Raw genomic sequence first — 19,893 nt, 5'->3', positions numbered from 1 at the left:
AAGGAGTTCATCCATGACTAAAAGACGAAACAAACGCGACGCGAGAGAGCGAATGATCAATGTGACGATGTTAATCGGAGTGTTGCTATGGGCTGCCACGGTTTTTCTGCGAGAAACCAGTCTGATACACATTCCTATTATTCGATCTTTGCTTGGCGTTGCCCCTAACTTTGGGGCAGTCTGGGGAGCTTTTGGACTGACCTACACCACCGTATTTCCAGTGATACTAAAACGTAAATTTGATTTCCGGTATTCTGTGCCCCTACTCGTACTCATAGTAAGCTTGCTGCTGGTCTCTGAAATTATCCACGATGTTTTTCTAAATTCACCATTTGATGGCTGGGATATGGTGACCAGTCTTGTTGCAGCTGCCTTACTCTGGCTGGGCCTTAGTTTAACCAGACCGACTGCTTAAGGAAGCCGCATTATTATGATCTTCAAAAGGAGTGTTCTTGATGACCTACCGGATCGAATCAATGGGTCCCATTCAGCTAATCGGAAAGGAGCAACGCCAATTTATTGGCAACGTTCAAGCGAATCTTTTTTGGGAAACGTGCCAGCAAGATGGGACATTAGCCCAGCTTTCAGCACACTCAACCTCGCTTGATAAAGAACTGATTGGTATAGCAGATTCGACATCCTATGATGGGAAAAGCTACAGGTATTTCATTGCGACTCCCTATGATAAAAAAGATGCGCCAGATGCGTTCACACCGATCACTCTTCCGGCCTCCTTGTGGATCAAATTTCAGCGCTCCGACTTTGTTTCTGGGTCTGCAGATCAGGAGCTTTGGACAGCTATCTATGCTGAACTATTCTCTACAGCAGAATATGAACCCGCCGATTATCAATTAGAAGTCTACCCCTTTGGCGATGGAAGCTATCCCCAAGAAATTTCGGAGATTTGGATTTCAGTGAAGGGAAAGAGCTGATGATTAGGGATCACAGTAGTGTTCAACATTAAACAGGAAAACTAATAAAGGCTGGATGATTGAGATCATCCAGCCTTTATTATGTTTTGAGAATTATTGACCTTCAGATGGACGAGTGAATATCTTTCCTCTAATCAACTGTTTTTATGATTTTTGAAAGCTTCTGAAGAGTTAGAAATTTTCATCCACAGATTAAAGAGACGAATCATTAAATGTTTTGGAAAGATTGTGTAATCTAGATGAGCTGACGAATGGCACACTTAAAGTCATCCTCTTTGGAAAAGCAGTTACTGCTACAGCAATCAAACATTCACCACGGAAAAGCTGAATAAAATGCTTTGGTGACATAGATTGTGGGATGAACTGGTTACTAGTGACACTTGCTATGAGTTTTGATTGAAGATCATCATTTGCTTTGAAATCAGTTTTAATTGATCGTATTTCAGGTCCATTGATTCTCTTTTTTGATTTTTTTTCATGATCAAATTTCATCAAATCATAGGCTTTGATGATGGCATTCAATTTTTCCGCGTATTGTTTGTCTGTCGCATAACGTCCTTGTAGATGTTTAGTCGCATCTTTATAGGATTTCGTTTGATCTTTCCAAGCAGCTTTGTAAAACTTTTTATTTCCAGAGATTCCTTCTTTAATTAGTTTTGCATAGTCTTCTAAAGATTCTTTATAAGAGGGATATTTTCGAAATTCAGACTGGATTTGATAGTTAGCGCCGTCTTTATCTTGTTCTAACGTTTTGAAAGTAACGCTGCTATTCTTAAATGTGCCTTTGATTCCGAATAAGTTATAATTTGGTTCGCTGGCTAAGGAACTATTTCCTGAACCACTTTCTAAAATGGCCTGGGCAATCATAACAGAAGAATAAATACCGTATTTTTGTCCAATCTCACGAGAAGGTTCACCGATCTTCTTAATAAATTGGTCAGTCGTTTGGTTTTTGTTAAAAATGAATGGTTGGTTTGTACTGTATTCGCCAAAAGCATTGGACAATGAGTTTGTTGCTTTAGGCAATCCATCAATAGACACTCGTACTGCAAATGTTGGCGTAAAATTGTTGATGATCTCAATTTTTACGACATCCCCAGGCTGTGGAGCATGCACATATTGTCCACTGCCAATATAAATTGCTACATGGGTCGTTATACTCGTAGGCGCACCCCAGAAAAGCAAGTCCCCAGGTTGAGCTTCGCTCACAGGAATCTGCGTTCCCGCATATTGCTGGTCGCCTGTCCAGCCTCCGATAGAATATCCTAGAGCATTTGCATAAACAAAGTATGCCAAACCTGAGCAATCAAATGCGTTCGGTCCTTTGGCTCCCCAAACGTAGGGTTTTCCAAGATGGCGATACGTCTCTTGAACAATGGATGTTTGAATCGTATTGTTTAATGTTGGGACTGTATGAGAAGATGGAATTCGGCTATCTGTTACACCTGAGTTAGTTGTTTCAGTAGTTCGGTCTACTACTGCTGTGTCTCGATTTGCAGCAGATGATTTTGGAGCGGTATCCTTTGTATCGTGATTGTTTGGATTAATTGTTGTTACGCCTTTATTATTGGTAGACTTGTTGTCAGAAATTTCGTTCGACGCCTCCTCTGATTTTACCGGAACCTCGGGCTCTATTTTTTCTTCTTTCTTCGTTTCCAATTGAATCCTGACATCTGACTCTGGAATCGTAAATACACCGTTAATCTCATTGCTGGATAAAATCAACTCATTTGTTGTTGCATTGATAACTCTTATCTCTTTTAATCTCGTGTCTTCCACTAATTTCACCGTGTAATGAACGACTGTGTTCGTCACCAAACCAGTATCCGTTGTGTACTGGAAATTTATTTGATTTCCTTTCGAATCACTATACGTATTATTTTCAATTAGGCTATCACCTACCAACAAATTATAGCTTTTTGGCAAATCTGGTTTAGGAATCGGATGTTCAGAGTCCTCTGTTTCCTCTGGATTTAAATTATCGTCTGTTTGTTGAGTTAACAGCGTCCTAGTGCTTGAAGGATACTCTTCAGCAAAAGATTGTGTCGAACCAAAAACAGTCGAGCTGCACAGTATTCCTAAAGCTAAAACACGTATTATTTTTTTGTACTTCACATTGTTACCTCGTTTCTAATCCAAGAATAAAATAGACTATTTTCAAAACGCTTCAAAAGCGAAATCATAGTGTACATCTTCAATGTGTTGAAGATTAAAGAAGGCTATTTTTATAAAGCTTACTCAACAGATAAACAAGCAAATAGCTCCTCCAAGACCTCGTTTTTATCGAGCTCTAAACAATCCACCTCTATCAACGTTCTAACTAAATTAACTATTTTAAAACAACTCTCATTTAACAAATAGATTAAAGAGTATTGAATCTAAAGTCAATAATTATTACTAAAAAAATTATAATTAGAATAAATTTTATTATTTAATAAGCGCGTATGTATAAAACAATCTCCGTTTTTCCTCGAAAGAACCTTACCCTATTTTATGAGTGATGTATTGGAATGATGGTTTTTAAAACTCCTAAAAATGTTTTTTTTTAGGGGAAAACGAAGTGATTAGGCTAAAAGTGGGTACATTTCTGAAGCTTTTAACAATTGGTTGAAATTAGGAAATCAAAAAGGAGCCGATTTATCGACTCTTTTATATATATTACTAGTTAAGAAAATTTTTTTCTAAATATATATTCCTAAATCAAACAAAATAACTTAAAATGTTAATTATGAAGACTTTTTGGCTTTGTGAGATTTAGTCCGTTTTAAATGTACGTCTCCTTAATAAAATGAAGGGATAAATCGAAACGTAGATAGTTATCAGATTGGGGAGTAAGAGGTTCAATGATACTTTTCTAAAATTAGTATCTTATTTAAGAGGGCATAAGGAGAGAAGGTGATATGTTGAAGCGTTTGATTACATTTATTGTGTTAGTAGCTGTCCTATGTATTTGCTGGATCAAACTTGTAGATATTGAAGACGAAAATCAAGCCACGGAAAAGAAAGAAGCCTCATTTGTTGAAATGGGAAATATATACGCGCATTTGACTGTTGAAGGAACGAACATTGATTATCCGGTCGCGCAGCATCCGACAGATGATAGTTATTATCTTAGTCACGATTTTGATGATAATGAAACGGTATATGGGGCTGTTTTTACTGAACGGGTTAATCAAAAAGATTTTAAAGATCCTGCAACAATTATTTATGGGCATGCAACAAGAGATGGTTCAATGTTCGGGACCCTTTCAAACTTTTCAGATCCTGCTTTTTTTGAAAAAAACAAAACTGTGACGGTTCAAACAAAGGAGGGAAAAATATCTTATGAGGTTTTTGCGGCCTACAGTTTTACTGATGAACACATATTTCACACTTATCATCTGGAGAATAAAAATTCTGTAAATGAGTATTTTGGCAAAATTGAAGAACTTTCAGCACAACTACATGGGAATTATCGCGAACCAGTGACGAGTTCCAACGGAAAATTATTAATTCTGTCTACATGTGATGCTGAGGATGGGGGGAGAAGATTTGTTGTCCATGCAAAAGAAAGAAAATGAAAAGGGATTTAAAAAACTTGGAAAATTGAATTCCAAGAAAGGCTACTTTTCCATTTATGTTTTTGGGCTGATGCTATACGGAATGGGAAGTTACCTATTTTTGAATGACCTATTGTCCGCGAGGATGGAAGATGATCTAAGTCTAAATTTAATGAATTTTTTTGGGGTTTTAGCGGTGTGTTTAGGATTGTGTCTATTGCTTTTTCTCTTTTACCAGTTTTATAAACGTGTGCAGTTCAAACAAAAAACACGCAATGCATTAAGAAATTATCTTCTAGTCGTACTGATTTCCGGTGCTGCTCTGGGCTTGCTGGGAGAGGCGATCTATCGGGCAACCAATATGAGCTATGACGAAGTGAAAAAACTTATTTGGGTTTTAACGACCTATATACAAGGCATAGTTCGTTTTATCTTTTTGTACTACTGCCTAAAGCTCATTTCAAATGAGGCTTTTGATTGGAAAAATTCCCAATTAAAAAAACTGTTATTAGGCGTTCTATTGTTATTAAGCGTTTCAATTGGTGTTGGTTTACTTTTCCCTATATTCGGTTCAATGGTCATGTTTATAGCGGATTTAGTTATTGCAATCGGGATTGTTTATAAAGAGCTGTTTCAAGTTGAAAAATTAGATTAGGGGTAGAAAGTATGAGTAAAAGGTTAGGGAAGCTTGTTAAGTATATGGTGTTGTTAAATATGTTAATGGGTAGTATGCCATTAGCGTATGCAGAGGATATTAAGAGTGCAATCGATCAGAGTAAAGCAGAAAACTACTACAATGACACAGTAGACAGTGCTCAGGATTCAGTAGTTCCAGATGTGAAAAATCAAACAAACTCTTCGTCGGAAAAAGAGGAGGAGACTGATTCTAAGTTACCTACTCAGGAGCAGGATGAGGAAACGACAGAATCTTCTTCGAATCAATCAGACAAGCAAGAAGAGGAAACTAAAAAAGAACATGAAATTCGTTTGCCAGAAGTTGAAGAAAAGAAGACAAACGAAGAAGAACAGTCACTAAAAGCAAAATATGGCGAACCCATTTCAGAAAAGGGTCAGGAACAAATCTATAAAGTTGACGAGACTCATTTCATCACCTATATCAGTGGGGAATTAAAAACGTATAAGGATGAAGAAGGGACAGAACTGCCCGTTGATCTAAGTCTTGTATCAGCTAACGAAGAAGATCAAACCGTTTTCAAACCCAATGGAAGCCCTGTAGAAGTCGTATTACCTGATAAGGTTGATGATAGTCAAGGGATTCAAGTTTCTAAAGGAGAAGACACTTTAGAATTAATGCCCAAGGATAAAACTTATGAAAATGCGACTGTGAAGGAGAATGCGCTTCTTTATAATAATGTGGACGAAGCGGATGATGTTCAATATACGATCACAGACAACGGAGTTAAAGAAGAAATCATTTTAGAAGAGTGGCGTGAAAAACATCAATTTACGTATCAATTTTCTTCTGAAAAATACTCTGCCGCTTTGGAAGCCAATCAAGTAATCGTTCGGAAAAAGGGTAAAAAGAAAGTCTTATTTGTTTTGTCAGCACCTCAAATGATAGATAGCTCAGAGGAAACTAGTGATGACATCAAGTTGAGTTTAAAAGAGGAAAAAGACTGTTATGAAATGACGATTGATGCGAGCGAAGAATGGTTGAAGGATGAGAAAAGAACGTATCCTGTACGCATTGACCCAACAGTGACTGTTCCGACCGCAAATCTGATTGATACGGTTACTAGCTCGGTCCATGGAACATATCAGGGCCGTGGCTATGGATATGTTGGCTATATTACTCAGCAAATGACGGGTATCTGGAATGCGAAGGATGTTGGTCGTACGAGGATTTACACCAAAATAAATTATGATTTTTCAAAGATTCCCAAAGAAGCAAAAATTGACAATGCGACTTATAATTTATATCAATATATTCAATATCCGCAAACAAATGCAACATTCTCCAGTTACAAGCTAACACAGAATTTTAATATTGATACGTTGACATGGGATAACTCGGTCGGCTTATCGCAAGAACCTACGGGTGAAAAGGCGATCAGTGGTGCCAAGCATGGGATGCATCGTTTTGATGTACGCGACGCTGTGAATAGCTGGGTACAGGGAACAAGTAAGAACTATGGAATGGTTGTTCAAGCAACCAATGAAAATGATTATGGCGGCGCGTTCTATACAACCTATTCAACAGGCGGACCTGGACAAGTAGATTTTACTCCAGACAAACGACCGAGTATGACCATTAATTGGTCTATTCCTGATCCAGTAGACATTAATTATCCTATCAAGGATACGACGATCGCCCTTCGTTCAATGATGACTTCGGATAAAAAAGGGAAGCTGCAGTTTCAAGGCGTTTTTGCAGATGGACTGACGACGCCCGGCGCAATTCTTGACTATGAGTTAAGTGACAAGGGCAAAGGATTCGGCGGACAATCGTTTGCTAGCTACTCTTACAAGTATCCTGATTCTAGCTTGTTTGATTCCTATTTTCCGAAAGGAACAACGAAATATAAGGACAAGCTATCCAATTGGCAAACAGGACTTCCGTTTACCGACCCTACCTTTAACACGGTTTATACGATTGATGCTGAGAGTAAAAAAGATGGGAGTTCTAGCGGAAAGAAAAGCAGTGAAAAATTTGTCATATATAAAGTAACTCAATATGACACACTACCAAAAATCGCTGCGTATTATGGGGTTCCGTTATCCCAAATCGTATACGATAATCGTGTACAGGATATGCTGCTTTTGAGTAACAATACACTTTTTATCCGTAATCCGAAGAAGAATGCGAATAAGCCTTATAATCCACCGAAGCTTTCTGATGGAACAAAACAAGATATTGATAGCTTGTTAATGGGAAGAGGCTTACACTGTGAGTTTGGCTTTGAGCCAATCAATCTAAATACAGGGAACTTTTATCTTGATCGAACAGATGTAACGATTCCAAGTTTAACCAGTGAATTTGAAATTACACGGGCTTATAATTCGAAGGGTGCCGAGATCAATAGTTTATTTGGACGTGGCTGGTCGTTTGCTTTTAACGAACAAGTAACCAGTGATGACAAAGAAAATTTATACTATACCCGTACTGATGGCAGTATTTTGAAGTTTAAAAAAGATGGCAATAAGTACGTAGCGCCCGAAGGTTATGATTTAAAAATGTCGGTAAAAGATAAGGATACCAAAGAAGCTGATTTTGGTAATGGAAAAGAAAAATATACAGTAAAAGAATATCAAATTACTGACAGTGAGAATCAACAGAAAACCTTTAACTATTTTGGTCTTTTAACGAGCCAAAAGGACGAAAAAGGCAATGTCACAAAATTGGATTACAATAAGAATGCTCAGTTAACAGCTATTACCGATCCAACAGGGACGATGTACAACATTTCAATGAATGAAAGTGGCTATATCGGGAACATCACCGTGCCGAATGGATCGAAATTAGCCTATGAATATGATGATGATGGGCATTTAATCGGTTTTACAGATGCTACTGGAGTAAAAACACGCTACGAGTACAATAAAGAAGGTCTCATGACTGCTTGGTATGACGGAAATGGGAATAAAATTATTGAAAATACGTATGACAAGGAAGGACGAGTTGTCAAACAGGTAGACGGAACAGGTGCAGTTTCGACATTGGAATACAGCAATGGTCAGACCATTACTACTGATGGGAATGGCGACGTTACGACCTATCAATACGACAAACAATACCGGACGACAGGAATCAGCTATCCAGATGGCACGAATGCTTCAAAAACCTATGATGCAGAGAACCGTCTGACAAGTGAGACGAATGAAGCAGGTCAAACCTCTAGCTACTCATATGATCAGAATGGCAATATGCTTTCTGAGACACGCTTTGATGGCGCTGTTAGACAATCCAGTTATGATGCAAAAAATCATATAACCAGTGAAGTGGATTTTGATGGAACGAAGACGCAATACAGTTACGATGGCGCTGGAAATCTTACTTCTGTCCAAATAAATGGTCGACCTGAAACAACCTTTGGCGTAGATAAACAAGGCCGGATAACCAGCACAACAGATTCTGAAGGGAATGCAATCACTTATAGCTATTCTGGCGCTTTCTTAAATAAAATAGTCAATCCTCTTAAAGGGGTTACCAGCATTGGCTACAACTCCCATGGACTCCCAGTTAGTATGACGAACCCGTTGGGTGGCGTAACCTCAATTACCTACGACAATGAAGGGCGTAAAACGAGCGAAACAACACCAGATGGTCAGAAGACCAGCTATACGTTTGACGGTTCTGGTCAAGTGATCGCACAAACGGATGGAAATGGCTTTACTTCAACATATACCTACGATGCAGTTGGAAACAAATTGAGTATGGCAAACGGTGAGGGTGGCAGCTACACGTATGCGTATGATGGTGTGGGCAATCAAATCAAGATGACAGATCCTGAAGGCCATGCGACTACCTACACGTATGACCAGCGTAAACGATTGTTGAGTGAAACAGATGCAGCAGGTCAAACATTGACCTATCAAAGAGATGTATTAGGACGATTACTGAATGATACGAATGAAGCTGGCAAAACAACGACCTACACCTATGATGATGTGGCAAACCAAATTGCAACAATCACTGATCCATTAAAACAGGTGACAACACACACCTATGATCGCTCTGGAAATCTTACAAAGACTGAAAATCCAGATAGTACACAGGTAACAAATGAATACGATGACTTGGGTCTAGTCGTTAAGAGCACAGATGAGGCAGGAATCATCACGACTTACGAGTATGATGAAAATGGCAATCCCCTGAGTGAAACAGTGGATGGACGAACGACGAGTTTTACCTATGATGCGATGGGGAATGTGACAAAGGTTACGTATCCAAATCAAGATAGTTGTTCTTATACGTATGACGCGATGGGAAATGTTCTTTCCTTTACAGATGCTCGTGGAAAGAAGACGACCTATGGCTATACCAAAGGCGGAGCGTTAGCTAGCATCACTGATCCACTAGGGAACCAGTCGAAAATTTCATATGATGGTAATGGCAATCAGGCAAGCTTGACGGATGCTGCTGGTTATACCACAAGCACCACATATAATGCGCACAATCTTCCGGCAACTGTCACTGACGGTTTAGGGAATAAAACAACCTACTCGTATAGTCAGATTGAACAAATAACCAGTTCAACCGATGCGTTGGGAAATAAAAAGACCTATTCCTACAATGAACTAGGATACCCGACCGCTATTACGGATGAGAACGGCAATGTCTATAAGATTTCTTATACACCAACAGCACAAACAAAGAAAATTGAAAATCCAGATGGATCCACGATCACCAACGATTATGACGCCCTTGATCGACTAGTGAAGGAATCACATTCGAATGGCTTGGTTACTGAATACGAATACGATGCAAGTAGTCGTGTAAGCCATGTGAAGGATAACCAAGGACTAGACGAAACATACACGTATAATGCTCATGGCGAACGTTTAACAGAAACCAATAGCTTAGGCGAAGTCACGATGTATGAATACGATAACCAGAAAAATGTCACCAAAGTAGCCTATGCGGATAAAACAACAGAATCCTTTACCTATGATGTGATGGGCAACATGGTAACTTCGACGGATGTTGAAGGAAAACAGACGACCTACACCTATGATAAAAATGGAAATCTAAAAGAATCAACAGATGCGAAAGGTCGTGTGACCTCCTATACGTATGACGCCGTTAACCAAATCGTCACGGAAACAAATCCTGCTGGTGGAAAGACTACGTATACCTATGATGTCCTAGGAAATGTTTCCAGTATCACCGATGAAAACGGCGAAAAGACTAGTTACGGTTATGATGCGAACCAAAACCTGATTCTTTATACGGATGCAAAGGAAAACACGACAGCACTTAAGTATGATCCATTGAATCGATTATCTGAAAAAGTTAGTTCCACGGGAGCTGTGCAAAAGTATTCTTACGATAATCTTGGAAATACGTTGTCAGAGACGACGGGTGAAGGCAATACGACGAGCTATACGTATGACAAGATGAATCGTGTGGCAAGTATGACCAAACCTACCGGAGGTGTCAGTGAATACACTTACGATCAAGCTGGAGCCTTGCTAACAGAAACGGATGCCAATGGTCATAAAACGACTTATGAAAATGACCTTTATGGACAAGCAACCAGTCGTACTTTGCCAAATGGTGCGAAATACAGCTACGCCTATGACAAGCTCGGGCGCTTAAGTCAGCAAACAGCACCAAAAGGATTGTCGCAAACGTATACCTATGATGTGTCGGGGAATCTAGTCACACAAGAAGATCAATCAAAACGGACGACAAATTATACCTATGATAAAGCCGGTCGTTTACTTACCACAACTGATCCAGCTGACTTAACTACAACCTTTGAATACGACGAAGTAGGAAATCTTGCTCAAACAGTTAGTCCAAGTGGGATCAAAACGAAATATAGTTATAACATTTTGGATCAGATTGAAACAGTCACTCAGCCAACAGGTCGTGAGACAGCCTATGATTATGACCCTGTTGGTCAGCTAACGACTCGGACAATCAATGGCAAACGAAAAGAAACCTATAAATACGATCCTAACGGAAATCTGACCGAAACCATTAATGCCCTAGGACAAAAGAGTACGAATAGCTATGATGAAGAAGACCGTTTGATCGCGGAAACGAATACGGCAGGCCAGATAACTGCGTACAATTACGATAAGGACAACCGTTTGACGAAAATCACTTCAAGTGAAGGCGCGATCAACGAGTTTTCTTATGATGGAAATGACAACCTAACGAATGTGACGTCTGGCGGACAGCGGGTAAATAGTTATAGCTATGACAAAGCGGATCAAATGATCGAAGCAACGACTGGTACTGGCGATAAAGCTGCTAAAACCAGCTACGCGTATGATTCAGTAGGAAATGTCACTGAGATAACGAATGGCAATGGTAAAGTGACGAAGTATAAATATGATGAGCTTTCCAATGTTGTTGAAAAGGTAAACAGCTTGGGAGATACTACTCAATATACCTATGATGCAGACAATCGCTTGAACAGCGTCAAGCAAGCCAATGGAAAGACGATCACCTACGATTACAATAAATTGGATCAGCTTCTTCAGGTAGATTATTCTGAGAAATCAGATGGCACAGTCATGTATACCTACGATGCAGAAGGTCGTCGAATCACGATGGATGATTTAACTGGTCAAACGAATTATGAATACAATGATGAGGACGAAATCACCGGTGTCCGTCAAGGTGATGGCAGTCTAATCAAGTACGATTACGATGACTACGGAAATATTACGAAAATGATCTATGCCGACGATTCAGAAGTGAAATACAGCTATGATGAATTGGATCGACTGATTAAGGTTACGGATCGGGACAATCAAATAACGACCTATGAATACGATGAAGCCGGAAATATGACCAAGATTAAGCGGAAAGACGGCACGACCTCTACCTTGACTTACCGCTTAGATGATCGGGTGGAAGAAATCATTCATCGTAGCAAAAAGGGTAAAGTCATTGCGTCCTACCGCTATGAATATGATGCCGATAATTTTGTTTCCGAAGAAGTGATTACCCAAGAAGGTAAAACCGTCGTACAAAAATACGAATACGATAGTCTTGGACAAGTTACCCAAATGACGGTTACGGATAAGAATAAGAAAAATGAGCTGGCAAGCTATGTCTATTCTTATGATCAAGCAGGCAATAAGCTGACCAGTACCGAAACAATCGATGGAAAAGAACAAACCACAGAATTTACCTATGACGACAACAATCGTTTATTAAGTATGAAAAATGCGGATCAGACCATCAACTACGAGTACGATAAAAATGGCAATCGTGTGAAGCAAAGCGGAACGGATGAGGTTCTGGATTATATTTATGACACGGAAAACCGCCTGCTTGCGGTAAAAGACAATAAAGGCTTACTCATGGCAGCTCTCTATGACGGCGATGACAATCGTGTCTTCACTGCCAGTCGGACAGAAGATACGACCGCCTATCAGCTCTTTAAACGTCGAGAGAAAAAAGCGAAGAAAACGAACAAAGGAAAATCTTCATCTTATTCAGACGGGAAAAAATCACCAAAAACTAGTCCAAACGGTGAAGAGAACTCACTCTTCTGGTATGGCTTCACTGAGAATGTTGTTCAAGCACTCTCAAGTTTGCCGGAAACCGTCGGGAATCTATGGATGAATGTCTTTGATACCGTTTCACGTGCGTATCATCAAAAGATCGCGAAGGATCGGGCGAATAAAGAAGGTATCGTTGTGAATCCGCCAAGTCTAGGCAATCGACCAGGAGAAGGAAAGGTCACCTATTCTTCAGAAGTGAACGAAGTATTAATTCCTTATACCACTCGTGAAGATACGTATAATTACTATGAAGTCCGCAACTATGTCAATGACGTCAATCAGGAAAACACGCAGGTACTTCAAACCTACGATGATGAAATGAAGGCTCGTGAAACCTATACCTATGGCAACGAGCGTCTCAGCTACACAAACGAGAAGACGAAGGACGAGTATCAATACCTAACCGATGCCCGAGGCAGTGTGACAGGGATGATGCAGGATGGCGAACTCGCCAGCACCAATAGTTACTCCGTTTTCGGTATACCAGAAGAAATAGATGAAACAGGTAATCCATTTGGTTATACAGGTGAAGCGCAAGATGTTACAGGGTATAATTATCTAAGAGCCCGTTATTACGATAGCCAAAGCGGTACTTTCTTAACACAAGATAGCTATGAGGGAGAAGAAGACAACCCACTGAGTCAAAATGGGTATACGTATGTGGAGAATAATCCGATCAATTATACCGATCCGACGGGGCATAAGAAGAGTTTTATCTCACAGATTTTATCTGTTGGCAAGACGGCTATAAACGCAATTGGAAAACTATTTAAACCGATTGTTAAGCCTATATTTAATACAGTAGTGAAAACTGTTGGTAATTTTATCTCTTATGGCGTAAATTCATTTTTAAGAAATCCTATCCAGAGTTTCAGAAATGTTTATAGTGGCGTTAGAAATTTTGTTTCCGGAAATATAGCGCCGATTAGTCGTGGTATTGTGGACTATGCGAAACAAGCAGCAGCTCAAACTGCCCTACGGCAAAAACAAATAAGTAATGCATATACTCTGGTAACCGGAAATAAGGGAAGACCTAAGACTAAAGAAGGTGAAGCTCTATACCGAAATTGGAGCAAAGCTTGGAAGGAAACGTTAGCAAAGTTCTGCAAAACAGCTCCAAAAGCTACAAAAAACAAATCAGTTAGACAACAACAAGAAGAGAATTTAGAGAAAGCTTTTGGAAAACCCAAGAATGGCAAGTACTATATCCCATCAGTTACGGGGTCCGGACAAGGGCAGTGGCTTAGTATTGATGATGCATATAAAAAAGTAGAAAATGGTAGGAAAGCAAATTGGAAAGGTGTGGGAGTAAGCGTTATTGTGTTGGCTGTATTGCTGTTTGGTCCAGGTGCTTTAGCCGCGATGGGAGTAGGAACAGGCAGCGGCGTAGTTGTAGGATCTGGAGGAACTTTGACAGCCATTCAAGGACTCTCCGCACAAGAAATAATTACAAGTTTGGTAGCGAGTGGTGCAATTACGGCGGCAGCGGGGAAAATGTTGTCTTCATCTCTAGGTAGTTCTTCGGACAGTAGCATTAATACTGGAAACTGGAACAAAGGATCTAAAAAAACTGCTGAAGAGTCTCTACTGAAACATTATAGAAAACACGGAAAAGAAGTTGGGGCACAAGATGTAGATCAATACCTGAGAAAAGCACAAGAATTCGCAAGAACTGCTAAGAAAGGGTCAAAGAAAAGTAAAGTAGATGGATATGTAAAAGGTGTTATAAGATATAGAAAAAATGGATATTATATTGATCTTGCTCCAGATGGTTCAATAATATCATTTGGAAAATAAAGGGAGGATTTTGATGGGATTAACACATGATTTTTATTTAGTAGATAATGAAGTTGGTTGGCAAAACATCCCAATGAATGCTTTATCTGTTAAGATATCTGATAATTTCTTTATATCTTTTAAGGATTATCTAAGATGGTTTCACTCAGAAGATGATGATGGGGAAATTCGAGAAGGGTTATCTTATTATGATACTTCAATAATTAGAGGAACCAATTTAGAAAAATTTCTGTCTATATTGGATTCCTTAATATTGTTATACAGCAATTCAACTGAAACATTTTATTTAACAGGTTTTTTCATGCCTGAAGAAGATATTTATGAAAAAAACTCGTTTCAAAGAGAAGAGGTATTGATACAATTGAATTCTTTACGAGACATTGTTAATAAAGCAATTACATGTAACAAGAAAATTCTTCATATAGGAATATAATTTGATTAGTTGTATGAAAGAAAAACTGCTAGATGTTGCTGTTTATTTAAAAAAACAGGGTTGGACTGTAACCCCATTAGAGGAACGACGGCTCCAGCGATCCTGCATTGATTGCAACAGAAATGGCATTAGTTTACTGTGGCTACTACGTCCATTTGAACACATGCGAGCACGGTAATGCAGAATAGTTTGAAGGGGAATAATTATAGTAGTTCGGGAAGTAACAGAGAGTCAAACTCCACTAAAGGAGATAGTAAAGTTTGGAAAGAATTTGATAATGTAAAAGGAAGAGATAGAAAGACAACAGGTCATGGTAAAAATCAAAAATACTATGAATGGAATCACACACATAATGATATTGTTATGATAATAAAGGTAAGGACTTGGGTTCCATAGATTCAACGACTGGTAAAATGTATAAGCTGGCGGTTAAGGGAAGAAAAATTAATTTATAAAAGGAGGCATCGAATATATGAACTATTGTTGTGAAAATAAACTACCAGATTCAAAAAAAGATTTATGGTTTAGTGAACTAGGGAAGTTGGAGATGGACAACTTTAGTAAGGACAATATTCCTAGTGATTTCAAAAACGAATAAATGGTGGAAAAAATTTTAGAAATAATAGATTTTTTTACCTGAAAAATTTGTTTAAAAAAAGACTATTTGTTTGTATCCATGCTAGCAAATAGTCTTTTTTACTAAATTATGTCAATAAGGATAAGAGAGAAGGAACCTATAATGAAGATGGGTAACGAATCAGAAATTAACATTCAGGATGGAAAGATCCCTGAATTAGAAAAAATGGATTTTTCAGCAAGCAGTTTTGATAATGAGGTTTATAAATCATTTTTCAATACAGAAAGTTATATTGACTTAGTGGATGAAGCGACAAGGCATAAAAAAAGTGCAATATTAGATGTATTTAATGAAACTATGCAGATAGGTGACCCGAGACTTGATCTATTGTCAAATGAATACTTCAGACTAAGTCAAGAAAATAAGTATTTATCTTTTTTTGAGAGAGTATTTGAAATAAATGGTAACGAAGCTTATATAGATTTCGCAGGTGAAGATGACAAGCGTAAGATAATACAATCAATAGATAATGATTTCGAGGCATTAGATAAGATAGATAGACTAATTTATATGAATCAAATCGATATAATAAACAATGGTGATAATTATATATATAAGATTAACAATATAAATCTTTTAAAACTATTTATCAAAGGTTTTCTTCGAGAAAAAATATGGAACAGTTTATACTTTAACTCACATCCTTTGATTTTAGTCTCCGGTTATGACCTGAGTCTCCCAATTATTTTTGATAATGATAAAGATAAAAAGCTTTATGAAAAAATTGCAAATGAGAACAATCTATTTTTGAGGATTTGAAGTTGTTTCTACGTTACACAAATACTAAAAAGGAAAGAAACTTATATGGAAAATTGGAAGGATACGTTTATTAATCAAGTACCCAAAGATGTTTACACGGTAAATATAAGTAGCGGCGAATAAGACGGTTTAAATATTATGTTATATGGAGAAAAAAAATAGAATTGGCATGACTAGACCGGTTGTGAAAAGTGATTATGAATACGGACGTTGTTGCTTAATGCTAGATTAATGAACCTTTTTGAAATAGGAGAGTGATTTAACAGTGAAAATAGTATGCGAGTGCGGAAACATACTGGATGATGAAAACTTGGAAACTACAATTCCTTTAACGGTTTTTCCGGATAATGATTATTATGATTTGTTGGAATCGAACCCAAAAACTGTGGAGGAGCTTGTTGATAGAATGCCTGTTGCTCCAATGTGGGAATGCAAAGTATGTGGTAGGCTTTATTATTTTAATACAGGAAAATTAGATGTCTACAAATTAGAAAAAGAAATATTTGATGATGAATAAAGATGGATCAAGGCCGATAAAACTGTTTCAAATGGGAGAATGATTTAACAGTGAAAATAGGATGTGTGTGTGGAAACATACTGAATGATGAAAACTTAGAAACTACAATTCCTTTAACAATTTTTCCTTCGAATGATTATTATGATGTGCTGGAATCGAACCCAAAAACTGTGGAGGAGCTTGTTGATAAAATGCCTCTTGGTTCAATGTGGGAGTGTGGAGTATGTGGCAGGCTTTATTATTTTAATACAGGAAAATTAGATGTCTACAAATTAGAAAAAGAAATATTTGATGATGAATAAAAATGGATCAAAAAAATTTTTGATGAACAAAGGAATCTGTCTGTTTTATTAAACCTCAAAAAGGTCGAATGTATATGTAAGACCATAAATGATATCTACAAAGTCCTTCTGCCTATCTTATTAATTTTTTAGACGTCCATTTTGTTCTCCATAAATATATAACGGTGGAGAAAATATGATACAAAACATCAATAAGCAACAAGCGAACTTATAAAATATCTTATACAGGAGGAATAAAAAATTTGAATAAAAACAGAATTATTTCTATTGGTTTTACAGTACTTCCAGTTGTTTTTACAGTTTTTTTTATTAAAGTAACAGGTATTGCTGAAAATTATAACTTTATTCTCGGACTTTTCTGCTTAGCGATGTATGTATATTACTCGTTTTTAATCGCTCCAAATCAGAAAAGGTTTCTGAATATAAAAGAAGCACTAAAAAAATCGGATATCTCAAATGAGGAGCTCTCTTTATTAACTCAGGTTGATCCTGAAAAAATTAATTTGTTACGGGTAGACAATGATTTTACTGAAGAGGAACTGAATAGCTTGGCTATGGCATTAGAAGTGAAAGAAGATCGATCAAGCCAGATGAATGCGAAGCGGGTTGTTCTTATTGTACTGGGATTAATCTTGACAGTGGTTTTAGTGTATTTTCTATTTGGCGAAGCTTAAACTACTACAGAAATAGAGGTTGAGCAAGGGGATGGCCTTCTAACATCAAATGAAATAATACTTTATTTAACAGGACATAAACCTACATCGTGTGACTTACTACTCGTTATCAATTTAGTAAGTCACACGGTTTTTTTGTTATTCTGATCGCTCATCATTAAAGAAATAGGCTATCTTACAGTCCAATCCCGTATTTTTTCATCTTTCTCCATAAAGTGGTTTTACTTATTTTTAGTTCCTCGGCGGTTTGCTGCCGATTGCCGAAATTTCGTTTCAGGGCTGCTTCAATGAGCCTCGCTTCGTCAGCAGTTTTTTGAACGGGGACAACCATGGTCTCCAGGTCTGTCGGCAGGTCTTCTTCCAGCTCGGTTTCAAATTCCCTTTTACAGACCTTCTCGACGATGTATTGACTGATTTTAGAATACTCTGCTAAAACAGCACAGCGCTCAACAAGATTCATCAACTGTCGGATATTGCCTTCAAAAGGAAACTTTTTGAAGTAGTCTAGACTGGCGTCTTCAATTTCCAGCGATGGATAATTGGCCTTCAAATAATTTGACACTAAAAGAGGAATGTCTTCTTTCCGTTCTCTCAACGGAGGCAGTTCCAATTCTAAGACGGATAAGCGATAAAATAAATCACTGCGAAATTCATTTTTCTTCGATAGTTTCTTCAGATCCTTATTGGTGGCCGTGATAATCCGCACATCAACGGGAATTACGTTGTTGCCGCCCACTCGAACGATTTCTTTTTCTTGAATTACCCGCAGCAGCTTCGCCTGAAGCTCACCGCTGATTTCACCAATCTCATCCAAGAAAAGGGTCCCTTTATGAGCCAGTTCAAAAACACCAATCTTTCCTTGACTGCTTGCCCCAGTAAAAGAGCCTTTTTCATAGCCAAAAAGTTCACTCTCCAAAATGGAGGTTGCTAAGGCGGCACAGTTAATCGCGATAAAAGGACCAAATTGACGAGAACTGAAATTATGAATACTTTGGGCGAACAGCTCTTTTCCTGTACCGGTATCCCCGTGAATCAAAATATTGTTTTCAGATTGAGCAATTTTTTTGGCCCAATTAATCGTTTCAAGAATGACTTTGCTTTTGCCGATGACGTCTTTAAAATTTGATTTAGCGATATGTCCTTTTTCCGCCAGTTGTTTTCGCAAAGTGGTTTCCGTATTGATCAACTCGGTACTAATGGTAATGGTTGCCACAGCACCGTAAACTTTTTGATTGTTTATTAACGGTTTGATCGAGAGTAAATGAGGTTCCTCATTGATTTTGATTAAGTGATTTTGCAAACTTTCTTGATGGGTATATATTTTGGTTTTGATTTCAGCTGGAAAGAGGGTCTCAGTGACCGTCTGACTCAACGTATTTTTAAAAATTTTTTTGGCCTTTTCATTAATAAAGCTGATCTGCAGATGTTCATCAAAGGCAATAAAGGCATCCTCCGAGGTGTTCAAGATTGTTTGAATCAACGTGAAGTTCTGGTTTCTTTCGGATTGGATGTCAATTAAACTCAGTGCTTCATCCAGAGCAATCTTGATAGATAAGGAGTCGCTATCCAGCATGACATGGTTGAGCCCATATTCGCGACAGGATTCGCGGGTCGTGATCCCACCAACAAATGTATCATATCCTTGATCCGCCGCGTCCTTTACTAGCTGGCGAATGTTGTTCACATCGTCAACCTTGATTGCCAGAAAATCTTCCTTTGAGAGACGTTGAAATTTTTGAATCGTGGTATAGATTGATCCGTAGCCTAAAATAGCGATTCGCTTTGAAACGTTTTGCGCTTGCCGAAAAGCCACTAAAATTTCCTCGTAGGTGGCTCTCACAGATACCACCGGAATATTGTATTTCTTGTTAATAAGGTCAAAATTTTGACCTCGAGCGATAAAGACCTTAGCGCCATGTTCATAGTAGAAATCAGCCACCTGCTGGGTTTTCTTTCCAGCTGTTTCAACAACTAAGCATCTGCTTTTTAAATGTCTATCTGACAGAATTTTTTCTGCTTTTTCAGTAAAGCCTTCTTGACCAGAAAATAATATGATCTCCATACGCGTCTCCTTTGCGATGTTAAGGTTCATTGC

13 protein-coding genes are annotated in these 19,893 nt (G+C 38.2%); 11 read left to right on the top strand and 2 right to left on the bottom strand.

Going from position 1 to position 19,893, the window contains the following annotated elements:
* The first annotated feature begins 13 nt into the window (after positions 1–13).
* A complete protein-coding gene (locus IGI44_RS19285; protein WP_438789556.1) occupies positions 14–415 on the top strand; it encodes a hypothetical protein in 402 nt (133 codons plus the stop codon).
* A gap of 40 nt (positions 416–455) precedes the next feature.
* Positions 456–932: a GyrI-like domain-containing protein gene (locus tag IGI44_RS19280; RefSeq protein WP_438789555.1), complete on the top strand. Its 477-nt coding sequence runs from the start codon at positions 456–458 to the stop codon at positions 930–932.
* 192 nt (positions 933–1,124) lie between these two features.
* Here the strand turns inward: IGI44_RS19280 and IGI44_RS19275 are convergent, their stop codons facing one another.
* A complete protein-coding gene (locus tag IGI44_RS19275; RefSeq protein ID WP_438789554.1) occupies positions 1,125–3,047 on the bottom strand; it encodes a glucosaminidase domain-containing protein in 1,923 nt (640 codons plus the stop codon).
* A 785-nt stretch (positions 3,048–3,832) separates the two neighbouring features.
* Between IGI44_RS19275 and IGI44_RS19270 the strand changes: the two genes are divergently transcribed.
* The 9 genes from IGI44_RS19270 (at position 3,833) to IGI44_RS19230 (ending at position 17,798) form a co-directional block, all read left to right on the top strand.
* Positions 3,833–4,492, top strand: a complete 660-nt coding sequence (locus IGI44_RS19270; protein ID WP_438789553.1) for a class B sortase — start codon at positions 3,833–3,835, stop codon at positions 4,490–4,492.
* Positions 4,473–5,126 (top strand): hypothetical protein, encoded by a 654-nt coding sequence (locus IGI44_RS19265; protein WP_438789552.1) that lies wholly within the window; start codon positions 4,473–4,475, stop codon positions 5,124–5,126. Before IGI44_RS19270 ends, IGI44_RS19265 begins: the two co-directional genes overlap by 20 nt.
* Before the next feature lie 11 nt (positions 5,127–5,137).
* Complete coding sequence (locus IGI44_RS19260) at positions 5,138–14,476, top strand: DUF6531 domain-containing protein (RefSeq protein ID WP_438789551.1); 9,339 nt, start codon at positions 5,138–5,140, stop codon at positions 14,474–14,476.
* Between the two features lie 13 nt (positions 14,477–14,489).
* Positions 14,490–14,909, top strand: coding sequence for a hypothetical protein (locus tag IGI44_RS19255; protein WP_438789550.1), 420 nt, complete (start codon positions 14,490–14,492; stop codon positions 14,907–14,909).
* A 472-nt stretch (positions 14,910–15,381) separates the two neighbouring features.
* On the top strand, positions 15,382–15,507 hold the full coding sequence (locus tag IGI44_RS19250) for a DUF6980 family protein (protein WP_438789549.1): 126 nt from the start codon (positions 15,382–15,384) through the stop codon (positions 15,505–15,507).
* A 141-nt stretch (positions 15,508–15,648) separates the two neighbouring features.
* Positions 15,649–16,305, top strand: coding sequence for a hypothetical protein (locus tag IGI44_RS19245; RefSeq protein ID WP_438789548.1), 657 nt, complete (start codon positions 15,649–15,651; stop codon positions 16,303–16,305).
* Positions 16,306–16,570: 265 nt separating this feature from the next.
* Positions 16,571–16,822, top strand: coding sequence for a hypothetical protein (locus tag IGI44_RS19240; protein WP_438789547.1), 252 nt, complete (start codon positions 16,571–16,573; stop codon positions 16,820–16,822).
* A gap of 50 nt (positions 16,823–16,872) precedes the next feature.
* Positions 16,873–17,124 (top strand): hypothetical protein, encoded by a 252-nt coding sequence (locus IGI44_RS19235; RefSeq protein WP_438789546.1) that lies wholly within the window; start codon positions 16,873–16,875, stop codon positions 17,122–17,124.
* Between the two features lie 242 nt (positions 17,125–17,366).
* The gene (locus tag IGI44_RS19230; RefSeq protein ID WP_438789545.1) at positions 17,367–17,798 is read left to right on the top strand and encodes a hypothetical protein; all 432 of its coding nucleotides are present in this window, start codon (positions 17,367–17,369) and stop codon (positions 17,796–17,798) included.
* Between the two features lie 175 nt (positions 17,799–17,973).
* On the opposite strand, the gene IGI44_RS19225 is transcribed toward IGI44_RS19230, so the two are convergent.
* Entirely contained in the window at positions 17,974–19,860 is a 1,887-nt protein-coding gene (locus tag IGI44_RS19225) for a sigma 54-interacting transcriptional regulator (RefSeq protein ID WP_438789544.1), read from the bottom strand.
* Between the last annotated feature and the right edge of the window lie 33 nt (positions 19,861–19,893).

It is taken from the genome of Enterococcus sp. DIV0756 (genome assembly GCF_051710745.1).
Taxonomy (GTDB): domain Bacteria; phylum Bacillota; class Bacilli; order Lactobacillales; family Enterococcaceae; genus Enterococcus_A.
This window is presented reverse-complemented; position numbering and strand designations above follow the sequence as displayed.

Coding starts and splice junctions, on each gene's coding strand:
- IGI44_RS19270 (WP_438789553.1), top strand. CDS start 3,833: ATGTTGAAGCGTTTGATTACATTTATTGTGTTAGTAGCTGTCCTATGT.
- IGI44_RS19285 (WP_438789556.1), top strand. CDS start 14: ATGACTAAAAGACGAAACAAACGCGACGCGAGAGAGCGAATGATCAAT.
- IGI44_RS19245 (WP_438789548.1), top strand. CDS start 15,649: ATGAAGATGGGTAACGAATCAGAAATTAACATTCAGGATGGAAAGATC.
- IGI44_RS19250 (WP_438789549.1), top strand. CDS start 15,382: ATGAACTATTGTTGTGAAAATAAACTACCAGATTCAAAAAAAGATTTA.
- IGI44_RS19225 (WP_438789544.1), bottom strand. CDS start 19,860: ATGGAGATCATATTATTTTCTGGTCAAGAAGGCTTTACTGAAAAAGCA.
- IGI44_RS19255 (WP_438789550.1), top strand. CDS start 14,490: ATGGGATTAACACATGATTTTTATTTAGTAGATAATGAAGTTGGTTGG.
- IGI44_RS19260 (WP_438789551.1), top strand. CDS start 5,138: ATGAGTAAAAGGTTAGGGAAGCTTGTTAAGTATATGGTGTTGTTAAAT.
- IGI44_RS19265 (WP_438789552.1), top strand. CDS start 4,473: ATGCAAAAGAAAGAAAATGAAAAGGGATTTAAAAAACTTGGAAAATTG.
- IGI44_RS19280 (WP_438789555.1), top strand. CDS start 456: ATGACCTACCGGATCGAATCAATGGGTCCCATTCAGCTAATCGGAAAG.